Below are 15,739 nucleotides of genomic sequence, written 5' to 3' on the forward strand. Positions count from 1 at the left end.
TCCAAAATTAAAAAATGATAAGTAAATTTTCACATTGATTGTCCGCTTAAGGCGATTAATAGTGGCATTTAGCAGTTATACTGAACTTCTGTAAACATAAAATACCTTTCCCGACAGCTCGAAACCAGCAAAATGAGTTTTGACTTGTTTGATTTTTATGTTAATATGAACACGTTCATAAAAAGAACATGTTCATATTAACAGGGGGGATGTAGACGCTTATGATTAATTCAAAACTAGAAAAAACTATTTTTTGGCCATCTTTAATACTCGTGTTAACCGTCACCATATTACTTGTAACTTTCCGTGAAACGGCAGCACCAGCTATTTCCGGAATGATGAGTGCAATAAACAACCGACTTGACTGGGCATTCGAGTTTCTAACAATCGGACTTTTTGTCATATTGATATGGCTTATGATGAGTCGCTATGGAAAAATTAAATTAGGAAATCCGGAAGATCAACCTGAGTTTTCAAGATTCAGTTGGGGCGGGATGCTTTTCTGTGCAGGAATGGGAACCAGCATTATGTTCTGGTCTATCGTTGAACCTCTATACTACTTTTCAGGACCGCCATTCGGAATCGAAGCCGAATCAAATAAAGCTGCTGAGTATGCCGTCAGCTATGGGCTTTTCCACTGGGGAATATCTGCCTGGGCTTTATATGCACTGCCAGCAGTTGTTATGGCTTACAGTTTTTATGTGAGGAAAGATCGTTCGTTAAAAATAAGTGCCGCGTGCCGGGGAGTTCTCGGGAAACATGCAGATGGTTTTATCGGAAAAGCTATCGACGTGCTTGTTATCTGGAGCATGATAGGAGGGCTTGGAACTTCTCTGGGACTTGGAGTTCCGATGGTCGCTGCTGTTATCGGCAGTCTGTTTGGTATTGAACCTTCACTGTGGTTAAATATTACTATTATTATTATTTGGACAATTATTTTCAGTTCCAGTGCATACTTTGGGTTATACAAAGGTATACGCAAACTTAGTGACTGGAACGTTTACATGGCGCTTGGACTAGCAGCTTTCGTTATCATTGTGGGACCCACGTTTTTCCTTCTGTCCTATTTTACGGACAGCCTTGGTATTATGCTTGATAAGTTCATGCGAATGAGTTTACATACGGATCCAATTAATCAAGGAGGTTTCCCTCAGGCCTGGACAGTTTTCTACTGGGCATGGTTCGCGGCAACCGCGCCGTTTATCGGTATTTTTATCGCCCGTATTTCGAAAGGAAGAAGTCTTAGGGAGCTTGTATCGAACGTGCTGCTTTGGGGAACAGTCGGAAGCTGGTTATACTTTGGGGTCTTCGGAGGATATGCCATTAATCTCCAGTTGACGGATCAGTTGGAGTTAACCTCTGTGCTGTCGGAGGAGGGAGGACCCGCTGTAATAGTGGAAGTTTTGCAGTCGCTGCCTCTTTCTGTTGTAGTGTCTACCTTCTTCGTACTCCTGGGTTTTGTTTTTTTGGCTACCTCTCTTGATTCCGCAAGTTATGTTATCGCCAGCGTAGCTACTAAAGAACTCGCAGACGGGGCAGAGCCGGCACGTTGGCACAGGTTGTTATGGGGAATTCTTCTTTCAGCGCTCGCTATCAGCCTAACTATTGTAGGAGGGCTCGATGTCGTACAGACTTCCTCGGTGCTTGTATCAGTGCCTGTCCTGCTGATGTACATTCTCATGTCTTATTCTTTGATAAAATGGTTAAAGAATAATGAACATCTACACGTATACGTGGATGATAAAAAGCGAGGCTGACATATATGCAAACGAATAGAAAACAACTGAAAAACGCAAGAATGTGGAAGTACTTCATGGAAGCGGCAGTTGAAACGATCGAAGAATCAGGGATTGAAAAAGTGACTATTCGTAAAATAGCGGATCGGGCAGGGTTCACCAGCTCCACCGCCTACAACTATTTTAAAGATCTATCCCACCTTAAGTTTTTCGCGGCGATGCGTTTTACGAAAAGTTATACAGAAGAGCTCCCCTACTATCTTGATAAGGGAGAAAACACTATAGAGAAATGGCTGTGCGCCTGGGCTTGTTTCTGTAAGCACAGTTTTGAGCAGCCTAAGATTTACGAAGTCCTGTTTATGGATAACGTTGGGGGATCTGCACAAGATCTTCTTGATCATTATTACTCGATGTTCGAGGAGGATCTGATCGGTCTGCCGGAGGATGTGCGTTCTATCGTGATGGAACATAGCTTTTTGAAAAGGAGTGTTCTGTTCATACAACAGGCTGTCGAGGAAGGACTTCTTAAGGAAGAAAAAATTGAGGTCGTATCCGATATGACACTAATGATATGGAAAGGAATTATGAGTACTTTTATCAATGAAAGACGGTCGCTTACTAAAGAAGAAGCGGTAAGTCTGACACTTTCTTATGTGAAACAGACGCTCAGTCATGCTGTGCCCGAAGAAGAGAAAAAGAGGATTAACTGGGATATAGAATTATAGGAGAGGTGCGATATACAAATGGTTTTTAATATCAAAGATTCTGAACACCGAAGTGTAAAAACTGAATTCCCGAGAAAGACAGTGAAGTGGGAGAATGTGTGGATTCCGATGAAGGATGGGGCGAAACTTGCGGCTACTATCTGGATTCCGGAGGACGCTGAAAAATCTCCGGTTCCTGCTATTCTGGAATATCTTCCTTACAGGAAAGATGATTTCACAGCTATACGTGATTCGGCAAGACACCCTTATTTTGCAGGACATGGGTACGCCAGTATTCGTGTGGACATAAGAGGTACCGGGAATTCAGATGGTATCCTGTTGGACGAATATACAGAGCAGGAACATACTGATGCATTGGAGATTTTTGACTGGATTGAAAAGCAGTCCTGGTCGACCGGGGCCGTTGGTATGATCGGTAAGTCATGGGGAGGCTTTAATGGATTGCAGGTCGCAGCGCATCAGCATCCGGCTTTAAAGACCGTTATTTCTCTCTGTTCCACAGACGACCGTTATGCTGATGATGTACACTACCGCGGAGGGAACATTCTTGCCTCTGATATGCTCTGGTGGGCGTCAACGATGTTTGCATACAACGCCCGCCCGCAGGATCCCGAAGTTGTGGGGGAAAGTTGGAGAGATAACTGGATTGACCGAATCGAAAACACCCCTCCGTTTGTAGAGGAGTGGATGAGTCATCAGACACGTGACGATTATTGGAAACACGGTTCTATTTGCGAAAATTATGCAGACGTTGATATCCCAGTACTGGCTGTAAGCGGGTGGCAGGACGGATATACCGATGCTGTCTTCCGGCTTCTCGAAAATCTTCCTGGGGAAAGTAGAGGTATAATAGGTCCATGGGCACATGAGTTTCCGGAAGTTGCTATTCCGGAACCTACCATCGGTTTCCTCCAGGAGTGTGTGCGCTGGTGGGACCAGTGGCTGAAAGGATTAGACACCGGGGTCAAGGAGGAACCTAAGCTTACTACATGGATTCAGGATAGCGTTAAACCGGCCGTAAGTTATGACGAACGTCCGGGGAAATGGGTAGCAGATAAGGGCTGGCCTTCAGAAAATATTACACTGGAAGCATGGTACGTCACCCCGGGAGCATTACTGGAACATGCTCCATCGTCCAGTGAAATTCTCGTACCTTCCGTACAGGAACATGGATTTTATGCAGGGACATATTGCCCGTTCGGTCAACCTGGGGATCTTCCGGCTGACCAGCGTCTGGAAAATGGAAAAGCTGTAGTTTTTCACTCTGAACCGATAGAAAAAGATGAAGAATATTTGGGTCACCCGTATTTTCATATGAAGTTCTCTTCTAATAAAGAAAATGCTTTCGTAGCGGTCCGCCTTTCGGATAAGGCACCGACAGGCGAATCAACCCTTATCAGCTGGGGGATGTTGAACTTAAACCATCTCAATTCGCACGAAAACCCGGAGAACCTTGTACCGGGAGAAATTTATGAGGCAACCGTCAAGCTTGATTCACTCGGTCAACAAATTCCAAAGGACCACCGTCTGGAAGTTGCAATCTCTCCAACGTACTGGCCACAGGCGTGGCCTTCTCCGGAACCGGTAGAGCTTACGTTATACACAGGCGAAAAAACATTTATTGAAATGCCTCGCCGCACTCCGTCAGAGGAAGATCAAAAAGCAGGGCATTTCAGTCGTCCAGAAACGGCGCCTGTCATGGAGCGTGAAATTTTAAGAGAAGAAGAAAGAACTCAAGAAATCGTTCACGATCCAATCGGTCAAAGCTGGACCCTGAATGACTACTCGGATGAAGGGAAACGGCGTCTTCCGGCAAATGGGCTGGAATATGGAAGTATCAACCGGAACCGTTATGTAATTGAGGAAGGAAGACCTCAGTCGGCGAAAGTTGAATGCGAATGGGAGCTGACTGTCGGACGCGGAAAATGGCAGACAAAGCTTGAGACATATAGCAGTATGACAAGCGATGAATCCAATTTCTATCTTAAAAACGAAATTGCTGCTTACGAAAACAATAAGCTTGTGGCGGAAAAAAATTGGAACAAAACAATTCCTCGCGTATACAATTGAGTATAGCTTTGCTTTTTAATTAAAAATATTCTAAAATAACTGGACCCTTGGTAAAAAAAGGGTCCAGTTATTTTAATATACACTCTGTTATACAGCGGAATTCTGCGTATATCCATTTCAAGGTGGAAGGGTCTTCAACTTCAGCAGAAATCGTGCCCTTCAGAGGGACAATTCTCTTCCGAAGGTAACGATTATCCCGTAATCCTTACCTTCGGAAGTACGCAGGAGGCGTGAAAGTAACGATTCCTCTATTATCGTGCCCTTCGTGAAGACTGCGACGTCCCGATCGGCACAAACACCGTCAACGACCATCTTTTTCACAAGTACCGTCTCCTTTTTCTTTCATCAAAAAAGGACAAGATAAAAAAAATGAGTTAGAATAGATAAGGAGCACGAAAGTTCAGAAGAAAGGGAAGTGAACGTACATGGCTCACAAAATATTAGTAGTAGATGATGAAAAACCGATTGCGGATATACTGAAATTCAACCTGGAGAAAGAAGGCTACCAGGTCGTTTGTGCCCACGACGGGGACGAGGCGATCGCGAGTGCCAAAGAGGAAGATCCCGATCTTGTTCTTCTGGACATTATGCTTCCGGAAAAAGATGGGAACGAAGTGTGCCGGGAGATCCGGAAGACGCACGCCATGCCGATTATTATGCTTACGGCGAAAGATGCCGAAATCGACAAAGTACTCGGCCTTGAAATGGGTGCGGATGATTACGTTACGAAACCGTTCAGCAACCGCGAACTCATCGCACGTGTAAAAGCGAACCTTCGCCGCCAGCAGCATGACCCGGAAGAAGGGGTGCAGCGTACCAAGGAAATCGAAATCGGCCGTCTCAGTATCCAGCCGGATGCCTACACGGTCAAAAGGGATGGGAACTATATTGAGCTGACTCACCGTGAGTTCGAACTTCTTTATTACCTGGCCCGCCATACGGGACAGGTGATGACCAGGGAACATCTGCTGGAGACGGTGTGGGGTTATGACTATTACGGAGACGTCCGGACAGTCGACGTAACTGTCAGACGCCTTCGTGAAAAAATCGAGGAGAATCCGAGCACTCCGGCCTGGATCGTTACCAGACGCGGTGTCGGTTATTATTTAAGAAATCCCGAACAGGAGTAGGCGTGTATGAGTAAGGTTGGTTTTTTTCAGTCGGTCCGGCTGAAGCTGATTATTGTATACATCCTGCTTATTCTGCTCGGTCTTCAGGTGATCGGTGCCTATTTCGTCGATCGGCTGGAAGCACAGCTGGAGAATAACTTTACGGAGTCTGTGGAAAGCCGGCTGGACGCTCTGGCTTTCAACATTCAGCAGGCCTTCGAAGAGGACAGGACTGAAGAGGATCCGTCTCTTGAGAGCGACGTCCAGAGCATTCTGAATTCGTTCAACGAAGGGTACGTACGGAATGAAATCAGACAGCTGCAGGTAATAGAGGAAGGGTCGAACGTCGTTATCGCCGCCTACGCAAGCGGAGATGCGACCCCTCAGGCGAACGTCGGGAAAAAGACTACAAATCCGGACGTTCTTTCTGCATTCCTTCTTCAGGACCAGTCGAGCCCGGAGACACGGGTCGATTCCGAGACGGGGCAGAGGCTGTGGGTCGGAACGCGTACCATTACGAATGACGTGGACGAAACGGTGGCGGCCATTTATTTTGAAGCGGACATGAGTCCGGTGTATGAAGAGCTTCAGGATATCAATACGATTTTCGCAAACGGAACAGTCATTTCCATTATCGTTACGGCGATACTCGGAATAATCGTAGCCGGTACGATTACGAAGCCGCTCATCGAGATGCGAAGACAGGCGCAGATTATGGCGACCGGGGACTTTTCCCAGAAAGTGAACGTCCACGGAAACGACGAAATCGGCCAGCTCGGCCACACGTTCAACGACCTGAACGACAAACTGAAGATCTCCCAGGCGACGACGGAAGGCGAACGGCGAAAGCTCAGTTCCGTCCTTTCCCACATGTCGGACGGGGTGATCGCCACGGACCGTTTAGGTATTATCACACTGATGAACGCTCCCGCCTCGCACCTGATCGGCCAACGCTTTGAGCAGGTGCAGGGGAAACCGCTGATCGACGTCCTCGGCCTCGAGGACCAGGTGTCGAGTGCGAAGGAGATGGAAGACCTCGATTCCGTGATCGTCGATATGAGTACGAATGATCAGCACCTGCTGCTGAAAGCCAACTTCTCCGTCGTTCAGGACGAGCATTACGAAATGAACGGGTTCATTACCGTTATCAGTGACGTAACCGAACAGCAGCGTGCCGATCAGGAACGGAGGGAATTCGTCTCCAACGTCTCCCACGAACTGCGTACGCCGCTCACGACGATGCGCAGCTATCTGGAAGCACTCAATGACGGTGCCTGGCGGGACGAGGAGATCGCTCCGAGATTCCTCGACGTGACGCAGAACGAAACCGACCGGATGATCCGGCTCGTCAACGATCTGCTGCAGCTGACGAAGATGGACCATAAGGAATCGAGTTTTTATAAAGAAAAAGTGGAGTTCGTATCTTTCCTCGAACAGATCATCGAACGTTTCGAGATGAACAAAAGGGAAGATATCCAGTTTTCAAAACAGCTGCCGTCTGACAATGTGTACGTGTGGCTGGATAAGGACAAAGTGACGCAGGTGCTCGATAACGTCATCTCCAACGCCACGAAGTACTCACCGGAAGGCGGTACGATCCACTTCGCCGTGAAGCGGGTGCGGCAGAAACTGCAGGTAAGCATTAAAGATGAAGGGCTCGGGATGCCGGCCCACACGGTAGAGAAAATATTCGACCGGTTTTATAGGGTCGACAAAGCAAGATCCCGGGAAATCGGCGGTACCGGTCTCGGTCTCGCTATTGCCCGGGAAATAATCGAAGCTCACCACGGGGAAATATGGGCGGAAAGTCAGGAAGGTAAAGGGACGACGGTATTCTTCACGCTCCCGCTCATGCGCCAGAAGCGGAGGGGAAATAAATGAGCCGAGAGGCGATTAAAACTATCATTTTAATTATTCTGGTCGCTTTCAGTCTGCTTTTGACCCTTGCACTCTGGAATTATCAGCCGAACCTTGAGACCGTGGACCAGGGAGACGGACTGATTGAGGAAACGGACATCGGAGGGACGGAGAAGAACGTAAGGAAACTCCTCACCCCTGAGCAGATCATTCAACACGACGACGGGACTCATTATGGATACAAAAACCCGGAATACATTGAAGAAGCCTACAGGCGGATGCAGTACTGGACACTTTTCAATATAAGCGTGGCCGAAGCGGAGATTCCGGAGGAAGAGGGGAGCCTTGAAATCATTTTCCCTTCCACGCTCAGTTCGGAATCGGTACGGAACATTTTCCCTATTGAAAATCAGGACGTGACTCTCCCCTCTTTATCCTTCGACCGGGCCTTCGTCCAGTGGAGAGGCGGCGAAGCGGAAATAAGGTTTCTTACGCCGGAGGGCGGACAGATGCTCCAGGCTTCAGTTCGTCCGGGGGACATGACCGCGATAATGCAGGAGATAGATGAGGCCTCTATGTGGGAAGAGCACACAATGTTCCAACAGGACGAAGACCGGCGCATTTACTTGCCGGCTGAGCGCAAAGAAGTACCGAAGGACGTCGTGGTGACGGAGACTCTTCCGTCGAAACCGCTAAAAAACGTACTGTTCGAAGATCCGAGTGTCGTCAAACAGTTCCCTCTCTCCGGAGGCGACTTACGTCACTCGGACGGGCTGAGCCGGATGGACCTGATCGCCGGGCAGAAAAAGATGCATTACCTGAACCTGGTTACGGAAAATTCGAGCCAGTCGACCTCGGCGTTCAATCCGGAGGAAGTGCTGCAGGAAAGTGTCTCCTTCGTCAACAACCATTACGGGTTCACAGACCCGTACCGCGTCCGGAATGTACGTTCCGCATACGGCGATGTCAGTTTCGATATGTACTACAACAACCGGCCGATTCTTAAAGACAGCGAGAATTTCACAGGTATGAATGTCCGGTTCGAGGAAGGTATCCTGCAGGAGTACACGCGTCCCATGGTTTCCATCAACCCTTATCAGGCGGAGGCTGATGATTCGGGTGAAAATCAGGTAAGTACGCTTGCTTCCGGTAAGACCGTGGAAACGGTCATCATCGATTCACCGAAATACGATAAAGGGGAAATCACCGATATCGAAATAGGGTATAAACTTGTGTCCCAGGGCGGAGGGTTCAGCAATTATTACGATCTGATCCCGGCCTGGTTCATCCGGGTCAACGATGAATGGAAAGAGCTCAAGGATGTGGATACGACCGTCCGGAGAGGGGGAGGAGTGTAATGCAGTGGGGACAGATTAAGACCATCTTCATTATCAGTTTTCTTCTCCTCGACCTGTTTCTTTTGCTGCAGCTGTGGGCAAACCGCGAGAACGACGTCATTCAGGAACAGGCGGACACGACGCTTGAGGAAGAACTGGAAGTGCAGAATATCGATATCTCGAACGTACCTTCCGAAGTGCCGAACGTTACTTTTCTGAACGCCGCGCCGAAAGGCTTCTCTGACCAGGAACTCGAAAGTCTCAAGGCGAAGGAGAACCAGAACGTGGAAGTGTACAACGACCGTCTCGTCATAGCGACGTTCGAGGAACCGGTGGACATAGATAAAGAGAACATTCAGGAGAGCATATCGGATATCGTCCCCATCAGCAATCTCTATTCGTACTGGGGATGGAACGAAGACGAAACGACCGCCCTGTTTTTTCAGAAGATGAACAACCGGACAATCTACTACAGTCAGGGCGCCCTTCTGATGATCCGCACCGAGGACGGGAAAATAACAGGGTATACGGCAACGCTTCTTGATCAGGTGGAAGGGGAGTCGGAGGAGATTCAGCAGGATCTGATTCCGCCGATGGACATCGTCTCCCTCCTTTACAACAACGGATATTTGCAGGAAAATGATACAATTGAAGATATGAAAGTCGGGTACTACTCCCTCGTGAACCTGAATGCGGGAGAAGAGTACGGGGAGCAGGTATTCGCCCCTACGTGGAGAGTGAGGATCGGGGAAGAATTTTATTTCGTCCACGCGACGAACGGTCAGGTTCTTACCAACGACGAAGGGGATTTCATCGAATCGACGATCGAAGCTTACGATAATCAGCTGAGCTCGGGCACGCCTGAGCCGGTACAGCCATCAGAAGAGGAGACGGAGGAATAAATGAGTCTACGATTTAGTGTTCTAGCTTCAGGCAGTACGGGAAATGCGTTTTATATCGAATCGGGCGAAGAAAAGATTCTCGTGGATGCAGGTCTTTCCGGTAAGAAGATTGAAAACCTGCTTCATCAGGTACACGTCGATCCGAAAGACCTTTCCCGGATTCTTGTCACTCACGAACATAGTGATCACATCAAGGGTCTCGGGATTATGGCGCGCCGCTACAAGCTTCCCATCCACGCCAACGAGAAGACGTGGGAAGCGATGGAAGGCCAGATCGGGAAAGTGCCGCTGGATCAGAAGTTCCACTTTCCGATGGAGAGTGTGCAGACGTTCGGAGGCATCGACGTCGAGTCGTTCGCCGTCTCCCATGATGCGGCCGATCCGATGTTTTTCACCTTCCATCAGGACGGGAAGAAAGCAGCTCTCGTCACGGACCTCGGCTACGTCTCGGAAAGAATCAAGAAAACGGTTGAGAAAGCGGATGCCTATATTTTTGAAGCGAACCATGACGTACACATGCTGCGGATGGGGCGCTATCCGTGGAGTGTGAAGCGGCGCATACTCGGGGACGTCGGCCACGTCTCCAACGAAGATTCGGCGCTTGCGCTCACTGATATCATCGACAACAATACGAAGCGAATTTATCTGGCTCACTTAAGTCTTGATAACAATATGATCGACCTTGCGAACATGTCGGTATCGAACGTGTTGAAAGAAAGAGGATTTGAAGTCGGGTCACGGCTCGAAGTGCACGATACTTTTCCCGAAAAGCCGACATCCATGTATGATGTATGACGGGACAGGGTAAGAAAAAAAGTAAAAGAAAATAATAAAAGAAAGAGGGTGACGATGCATGGGCTACTATGACGAACATTCCCCGAAGAAGCGGGAAAAGAAGAGACGGTGGGCCGTTCCTACCGTGGTAGGTCTTGTGCTTGGAGCGGTGCTCGTACTGCTGGCGCTGCCGGCACTCGTACAGACGGAAATGCTCCCCTATGACATAACGATTCCGGAAGATGAGAGCGGCCTGACCGAAGGGGAACAGGGACTCACCGGAAACACGACGAAAACCGTCGACGTAGACGTTAATACACAGATCACGGAAATAGTGGACAAAGTAAGACCGGCTGTCGTGGGCGTGGTGAATATGCAGTCGCGGACGAACTTCTGGGACCAGCCCTCGGACCCTCAGCAGGCAGGGATCGGTTCCGGTGTCATCTACAAAAAACAGGACGGCACGGCTTACGTAGTGACTAACCACCACGTGGTGGAAGGAGCTTCGGAACTTGAAGTCGTACTGGCGGACGAGACGAGGGTCAAGGCTGAAATCGTCGGCAGTGACATATTTACGGACCTAGCCGTTCTGGAAATGTCGGGGGAAAACGTGGAACATACGATTGAACTCGGAAACTCCGACAATCTGAAAGCTGGGGAGCCGGCCGTTGCCATCGGAAACCCGCTCAGCCTGAACTTCTCCGGTTCCGTGACGAAAGGAATCATCAGCGGCACACAGCGGGCGATACCGCAGGATCTGAACGGAGACGGGGTGGAAGACTGGCAGGCGGAAGTCATCCAGACCGACGCCGCAATCAACCCGGGTAACAGCGGGGGCGCGCTCATCAACATCGAAGGACAGCTCGTCGGCATCAACTCGATGAAGATTGCCCGTTCCGCTGTCGAAGGTATCGGATTTGCAATACCGATCAGCGCAGCCAGACCGATTATGGAAGAGCTTGAGAAGAATGGCGAAGTGAGCCGCGCCTTCCTCGGCGTGGAAGCATACGGCCTGAACGAAGTGCCATCTTCGGAGTGGCAGAGTACGCTTGAGCTGCCGGAAGATGTAGAAGGCGGCTTGTACATCCGCAGCGTAAGTGAAGGGTCTCCGGCGATCAAAGCAGGCCTCGAAGCGATGGATGTCATTACGCAGCTCGACGGAAACAAAGTGACCGATATCATCGAACTACGGCAGTATCTTTACCGGGAAAAAGGTCCGGGCGATGAGATGGAAGTGACGTATTACAGAGACGGTGAAAAGAATACGACGACCGTCACGTTAGCTTCCCAGGAATAAACTATCGTAATTGGAAAAAAAGCGTGTGTATGTGGATAACATACATGCGTTTTTTTATAAAAAATGATATCCACAGCGTGTGTATAAATATCTGGATAACTTCCATATATAGTAGGGAACATAAGGTCTGATACGATATACAACAACATGTGAGTGTGAATTTGTGGATAAACTGTTGATAGTTCTGTATAACTTGTGCACAAAATGATGTACACATAGGCTGTGTATAACCCTGTGGACAAATGTGAGTAACTTGTACCGTTATTTTCATTTTTGCAAATCCGCTTACATTCGTTTATCTTTTTTCATTATAAAAAATGGCGGACTTTTCATGAAAAATTGCGACTTTTTCTCAACGTTTTAAAAATTTAAAAGAAACACAAGGAGGGAGCGGAACGTGCGGAAAAAGTTTCTGATCTGGACGACGGTCCTCTACATTACATACGCACTCGGCACACTGATCTACCTGTTCGTCGTACACGATTCCGGGGTGCCTGGAGCGGCGGCGGGGAGTGCGGCTGATCCTTCCACCTTCCTTAACAAAAGTGAAGAAGAGGAGATAAGGGAGTATTCCACGCGCAGACACTTGTTGTATTTGCTTACGCTGCCGGTGGAGTGGCTGATCTATACAGGGCTTCTCGTATTCGGCCTTGCCCGTACGCTGAAGAAAGCGACGCTTTATAAACTCCCGCTTTATGTGTTCTTCCTTTCCGGGCTGGTGTGGGTGCTCACTCTTCCGGTCAGTTACGTGGGAAGACGTCTCTCTCTTTCGTACGATGTCTCCGTCGAGCCGTTATCGAAATGGCTGCAGGATCATCTTATCAGCTTCTCGCTCGATACGATTATGATGATTATAGCGGCTCTCGTGCTTTACCGGCTCATACGCATATCGGCGGAGAGGTGGTGGCTGTACGCCTGGCTTCTCCTCGTACCGTTTCTCACCTTTTTCATGTATATCCAGCCGGTACTTATCGATCCTCTGTACAACGAATTCGACCGTCTCTCGGATGCTCAGCTGGAAGACAGTATTCTTTCACTCGCCGACGGGTCGGGCGTGCCGGCGGACCGCGTATACGTCGTGGATAAATCGGAGGAGACGAACGCACTGAACGCCTACGTTAACGGTATTGGAGATAATTTGCGGATTGTGCTGTGGGATACGACGCTTCGGAGTCTCAGCGAGGAGGAAGTGCTGTTCATTATGGCGCACGAAATCGGCCACTACGTGAAGAACCATTTGCTGAAGTCATTGTTCGGCGTGCTTGCCGGCAGCTTCCTCGGTCTTTACCTTCTGTACCGGCTGCTGCCCGTCATTCTTCACAGATTCGGGAGGGCGTTCAGGATAAAGGGGGTGGGAGACATCGCTTCCCTGCCGCTCGTTCTTCTGCTCGTTTCTATACTGTCCTTCGTCGCCCAGCCGGTGGAGATGGCGGTATCACGCCAGGCGGAACAGGCCGCCGATGAATATGCGCTCGAAGTGACCGGCAACCCGGACGCAGCCATTGGAGCTTTTCATGAAATGATCCGCCACGGCAAGTCCGACGTTCATCCGCCCACTCTCATTAAATATCTGCGCTACGGTCATCCGACGATGCTCGAGAGAATCAGGAAGGCAGAGGAATAGCAACCGTTTCGTTACGGACGGGAGAGGGAAAGAGGATATAAGGACAACATAAAGGGAGGATTTGGACATGAGTACTATTCAGGCCTTATTTTTAAACGGATCGCTGAAAGATTCCAACGATGACTCCAACACCCATGTTCTATTCAACGAAGTAGCTGAAATTATGGAAAAAGAAGGGGCTTCTGTCGAAGAGATTCGTCTCGCCGACTACGACATTAAGTTCGGTATGGCCCCTGATATGGGGGACGGGGACGAATGGCCGAAGATCTTTGATAAAGTGAAGAAAGCCGATATCGTCATTATGGGCACGCCGATTTGGATCGGCGAAAAAAGCAGTGTCACCACGATGGCAATGGAGCGACTTTACGCATCAAGCGGAGAGACGCAGGACAACGGTCAGTCCATCTACTACAACAAAGTCGGCGGTGCCGTCGTAACAGGGAACGAAGACGGCGCGAAGCACGCGTCCGCCTCTCTTCTCTACGGCCTCTCCCACATCGGCTTCACCATACCGCCGAACGTGGATGCCTACTGGGTCGGAGAAGCGGGCCCGGGCCCGTCCTACATGGAAACGGACAGGGACAACGAGTTCACGAAATCTCACGTGAAAATGCTTGCGTACAACACGCTTCACCTTGCCCGCATTTTGAAAAACACGCCAATCCCTCCGGAAGGGAACACGATGGAATAACAGGAAGAGACCAGCTGAAAACGCTGGTCTTTTTCATTGCAGTTACAGAGAATTTGCGGGGGGATAATGGATGGAAAAAAATAATCCCCGCCAATAAGGCGGGGTATTGTTTATACAGCGTTCGTTTCGATTTCCACGTCCATGTTACCGCGGGTCGCCTTGGAATACGGGCAGAGCTTGTGAGCTTTGGAGACAAGTTCTTCTGCCTCTTCCTGGGTGGCGCCTTTTACTTCTACGTGAATTTTCGCAGACAGACCGAGGCCATCCGATTGTTTGCCGATGCTCACTTCGGAGGAAACGCGGGAGCTGATTTCCTTTTTAGCCTGGGAAGCTGCGAGTTGCAGGGCGCTGTCGAAACAGGCTGCATAGCCGGCTGCGAACAGTTCCTCCGGATTAGTCGCTCCTTCTTTATCTTCTCCGCCCAGGGAGGAAGGCATGGCGAGATCGAGATCCAGCGTGTTACTGTCCGTTTTGACGTTGCCTTCACGTCCGCCTTCTGCTGTTGCTTTTGCTGTGTAAAGGATTTTACTCATCGTTTATCCGCTCCTTTGTGTTATTTTAATTGTGCACAATTAAATAGTACACAATTGATTAGCGGATGACAAGTTATATGCATGAGGGATCGGAAAGGCTTTGCTATAATGGCTACAGGAGGAATGAATGATGGCCGAAGATAAAATGAAACTCGAAAACCAGATATGCTTTTCTTTATATGCGACGACCCGTGAAATGACGAAATTGTATCGCCCGCTGCTTGCCGACCTGGATATAACGTATCCGCAGTACCTGGTACTGCTCGCTTTATGGGACAGCAGCCCGCTCAGCGTGAAAGAACTGGGAGGACGTCTGTACCTTGATTCCGGAACGCTGACCCCGATGCTGAAACGAATGGAAAAAGTGGGCCTCATCGAACGCTACCGTTCCAGGGAAGACGAACGTAAAGTACTGATAGGGCTGACAAAAGAAGGGCGGGACGCAGAACATAAAGCTGCGTGTATCCCCGATCTGTTACTTGAAAATATTGATATGAATGAAGATGAAATCCTTCAGCTCCAGCACACATTACAACGTATGCTGGAAGGGGCAAGAGAGAAAGGGGAAGGCCTATGAAAGTGTCGGTCATCAGTGTCGGAAAGCTGAAAGAGAAATACCTGAAGCAGGGGATCGACGAGTACACGAAGCGGCTCGGCCCGTATGCGAAAACGGAAATTATAGAAGTCGCGGACGAGAAAGCCCCGGAGAATTTAAGTGAGGCCGAAATGGAGGAAGTGAAACAGAAGGAAGGGGAAAGGATTCTTGCAAAAGTCCCAAAGGATGCCTACGTCATCACGCTTGAAATCGAAGGCAAACAGCTGACTTCGGAACAGCTCGCCTCCCGTTTCGACAACCTCATGACCTACGGCTCCAGCAAAATCGTATTCATCATCGGCGGCTCCCTCGGCATCAGCAGTCAGGTGCAGGAACGCAGCGACTACGCTCTGTCTTTCTCGAAGATGACGTTCCCTCACCAGATGATGCGTCTGATGCTGCTGGAGCAGGTATACCGGTCGTTTAAGATTTTGAAGAATGAACCATATCATAAATAAATTAGATTCTAGTGAGTTCATTTAGTCAATA

15 protein-coding genes are annotated in these 15,739 nt (G+C 49.1%); 13 read left to right on the forward strand and 2 right to left on the reverse strand.

Features of this window, described 5'->3' with window-relative positions:
- Window positions 1-221: 221 nt before the first annotated feature.
- Genes BLU03_RS12845 through BLU03_RS12855 form a run of 3 tightly spaced genes read left to right on the forward strand, consistent with a single transcriptional unit; the run spans window position 222 to window position 4,531 of the window.
- Complete coding sequence (locus tag BLU03_RS12845; RefSeq protein WP_093108181.1) at window positions 222-1,757, forward strand: BCCT family transporter; 1,536 nt, start codon at window positions 222-224, stop codon at window positions 1,755-1,757.
- Window positions 1,758-1,762: 5 nt separating this feature from the next.
- Entirely contained in the window at window positions 1,763-2,461 is a 699-nt protein-coding gene (locus tag BLU03_RS12850; RefSeq protein WP_093108183.1) for a TetR/AcrR family transcriptional regulator, read from the forward strand.
- Window positions 2,462-2,479: 18 nt separating this feature from the next.
- Complete coding sequence (locus tag BLU03_RS12855) at window positions 2,480-4,531, forward strand: CocE/NonD family hydrolase (RefSeq protein WP_093108185.1); 2,052 nt, start codon at window positions 2,480-2,482, stop codon at window positions 4,529-4,531.
- Window positions 4,532-4,690: 159 nt separating this feature from the next.
- On the opposite strand, the gene BLU03_RS13725 is transcribed toward BLU03_RS12855, so the two are convergent.
- The gene (locus BLU03_RS13725) at window positions 4,691-4,852 is read right to left on the reverse strand and encodes a hypothetical protein (RefSeq protein WP_176765479.1); all 162 of its coding nucleotides are present in this window, start codon (window positions 4,850-4,852) and stop codon (window positions 4,691-4,693) included.
- 104 nt (window positions 4,853-4,956) lie between these two features.
- Here BLU03_RS13725 and yycF point away from each other — a divergent pair, with 104 nt between their 5' ends.
- From yycF to BLU03_RS12895, 8 genes are all read left to right on the forward strand, one after another.
- Window positions 4,957-5,661 (forward strand): response regulator YycF, encoded by a 705-nt coding sequence (yycF, locus tag BLU03_RS12860; RefSeq protein WP_008590362.1) that lies wholly within the window; start codon window positions 4,957-4,959, stop codon window positions 5,659-5,661.
- Between the two features lie 6 nt (window positions 5,662-5,667).
- On the forward strand, window positions 5,668-7,521 hold the full coding sequence (walK, locus tag BLU03_RS12865) for a cell wall metabolism sensor histidine kinase WalK (protein WP_008590363.1): 1,854 nt from the start codon (window positions 5,668-5,670) through the stop codon (window positions 7,519-7,521).
- Window positions 7,518-8,855: a YycH family regulatory protein gene (locus BLU03_RS12870; RefSeq protein ID WP_076572449.1), complete on the forward strand. Its 1,338-nt coding sequence runs from the start codon at window positions 7,518-7,520 to the stop codon at window positions 8,853-8,855. Before walK ends, BLU03_RS12870 begins: the two co-directional genes overlap by 4 nt.
- A complete protein-coding gene (locus BLU03_RS12875; protein WP_176765480.1) occupies window positions 8,855-9,736 on the forward strand; it encodes a two-component system regulatory protein YycI in 882 nt (293 codons plus the stop codon). The genes BLU03_RS12870 and BLU03_RS12875 overlap by 1 nt, the downstream gene beginning before the upstream one ends.
- Window positions 9,737-10,531 carry an MBL fold metallo-hydrolase gene (locus BLU03_RS12880; protein WP_093108189.1) on the forward strand — a complete coding sequence of 265 codons (795 nt, stop codon included), beginning with the start codon at window positions 9,737-9,739 and terminating at the stop codon, window positions 10,529-10,531.
- Between the two features lie 58 nt (window positions 10,532-10,589).
- Window positions 10,590-11,807: a S1C family serine protease gene (locus tag BLU03_RS12885; protein WP_093108191.1), complete on the forward strand. Its 1,218-nt coding sequence runs from the start codon at window positions 10,590-10,592 to the stop codon at window positions 11,805-11,807.
- Between the two features lie 397 nt (window positions 11,808-12,204).
- Window positions 12,205-13,431: a M48 family metallopeptidase gene (locus tag BLU03_RS12890; RefSeq protein WP_093108193.1), complete on the forward strand. Its 1,227-nt coding sequence runs from the start codon at window positions 12,205-12,207 to the stop codon at window positions 13,429-13,431.
- A 67-nt stretch (window positions 13,432-13,498) separates the two neighbouring features.
- A complete protein-coding gene (locus BLU03_RS12895; protein ID WP_093108195.1) occupies window positions 13,499-14,122 on the forward strand; it encodes a flavodoxin family protein in 624 nt (207 codons plus the stop codon).
- A gap of 110 nt (window positions 14,123-14,232) precedes the next feature.
- Here BLU03_RS12895 and BLU03_RS12900 read toward each other — a convergent pair whose 3' ends face one another.
- On the reverse strand, window positions 14,233-14,655 hold the full coding sequence (locus BLU03_RS12900; protein ID WP_093108197.1) for an organic hydroperoxide resistance protein: 423 nt from the start codon (window positions 14,653-14,655) through the stop codon (window positions 14,233-14,235).
- A gap of 130 nt (window positions 14,656-14,785) precedes the next feature.
- On the opposite strand from BLU03_RS12900, the gene BLU03_RS12905 reads away from it, so the two are divergent.
- Together BLU03_RS12905 and rlmH are read left to right on the forward strand one after the other, a co-directional pair.
- Window positions 14,786-15,232: a MarR family winged helix-turn-helix transcriptional regulator gene (locus tag BLU03_RS12905; protein WP_093108199.1), complete on the forward strand. Its 447-nt coding sequence runs from the start codon at window positions 14,786-14,788 to the stop codon at window positions 15,230-15,232.
- Window positions 15,229-15,708, forward strand: a complete 480-nt coding sequence (gene rlmH / locus BLU03_RS12910) for a 23S rRNA (pseudouridine(1915)-N(3))-methyltransferase RlmH (RefSeq protein ID WP_093108201.1) — start codon at window positions 15,229-15,231, stop codon at window positions 15,706-15,708. The genes BLU03_RS12905 and rlmH overlap by 4 nt, the downstream gene beginning before the upstream one ends.
- The last annotated feature ends 31 nt before the right edge of the window (window positions 15,709-15,739 follow it).

Source organism: Salimicrobium album, assembly GCF_900107115.1.
Taxonomy (GTDB): Bacteria; Bacillota; Bacilli; order Bacillales; family Halobacillaceae; genus Salimicrobium; species Salimicrobium album.

Excerpts from the sequence above, each read along its gene's own strand:
- BLU03_RS12845 (WP_093108181.1), top strand. The coding sequence starts at position 222 with ATGATTAATTCAAAACTAGAAAAAACTATTTTTTGGCCATCTTTAATA.
- BLU03_RS12850 (WP_093108183.1), top strand. The coding sequence starts at position 1,763 with ATGCAAACGAATAGAAAACAACTGAAAAACGCAAGAATGTGGAAGTAC.
- BLU03_RS12855 (WP_093108185.1), top strand. The coding sequence starts at position 2,480 with ATGGTTTTTAATATCAAAGATTCTGAACACCGAAGTGTAAAAACTGAA.
- yycF (WP_008590362.1), top strand. The coding sequence starts at position 4,957 with ATGGCTCACAAAATATTAGTAGTAGATGATGAAAAACCGATTGCGGAT.
- walK (WP_008590363.1), top strand. The coding sequence starts at position 5,668 with ATGAGTAAGGTTGGTTTTTTTCAGTCGGTCCGGCTGAAGCTGATTATT.
- BLU03_RS12870 (WP_076572449.1), top strand. The coding sequence starts at position 7,518 with ATGAGCCGAGAGGCGATTAAAACTATCATTTTAATTATTCTGGTCGCT.
- BLU03_RS12875 (WP_176765480.1), top strand. The coding sequence starts at position 8,855 with ATGCAGTGGGGACAGATTAAGACCATCTTCATTATCAGTTTTCTTCTC.
- BLU03_RS12880 (WP_093108189.1), top strand. The coding sequence starts at position 9,737 with ATGAGTCTACGATTTAGTGTTCTAGCTTCAGGCAGTACGGGAAATGCG.
- BLU03_RS12885 (WP_093108191.1), top strand. The coding sequence starts at position 10,590 with ATGGGCTACTATGACGAACATTCCCCGAAGAAGCGGGAAAAGAAGAGA.
- BLU03_RS12895 (WP_093108195.1), top strand. The coding sequence starts at position 13,499 with ATGAGTACTATTCAGGCCTTATTTTTAAACGGATCGCTGAAAGATTCC.
- BLU03_RS12900 (WP_093108197.1), bottom strand. The coding sequence starts at position 14,655 with ATGAGTAAAATCCTTTACACAGCAAAAGCAACAGCAGAAGGCGGACGT.
- BLU03_RS12905 (WP_093108199.1), top strand. The coding sequence starts at position 14,786 with ATGGCCGAAGATAAAATGAAACTCGAAAACCAGATATGCTTTTCTTTA.
- rlmH (WP_093108201.1), top strand. The coding sequence starts at position 15,229 with ATGAAAGTGTCGGTCATCAGTGTCGGAAAGCTGAAAGAGAAATACCTG.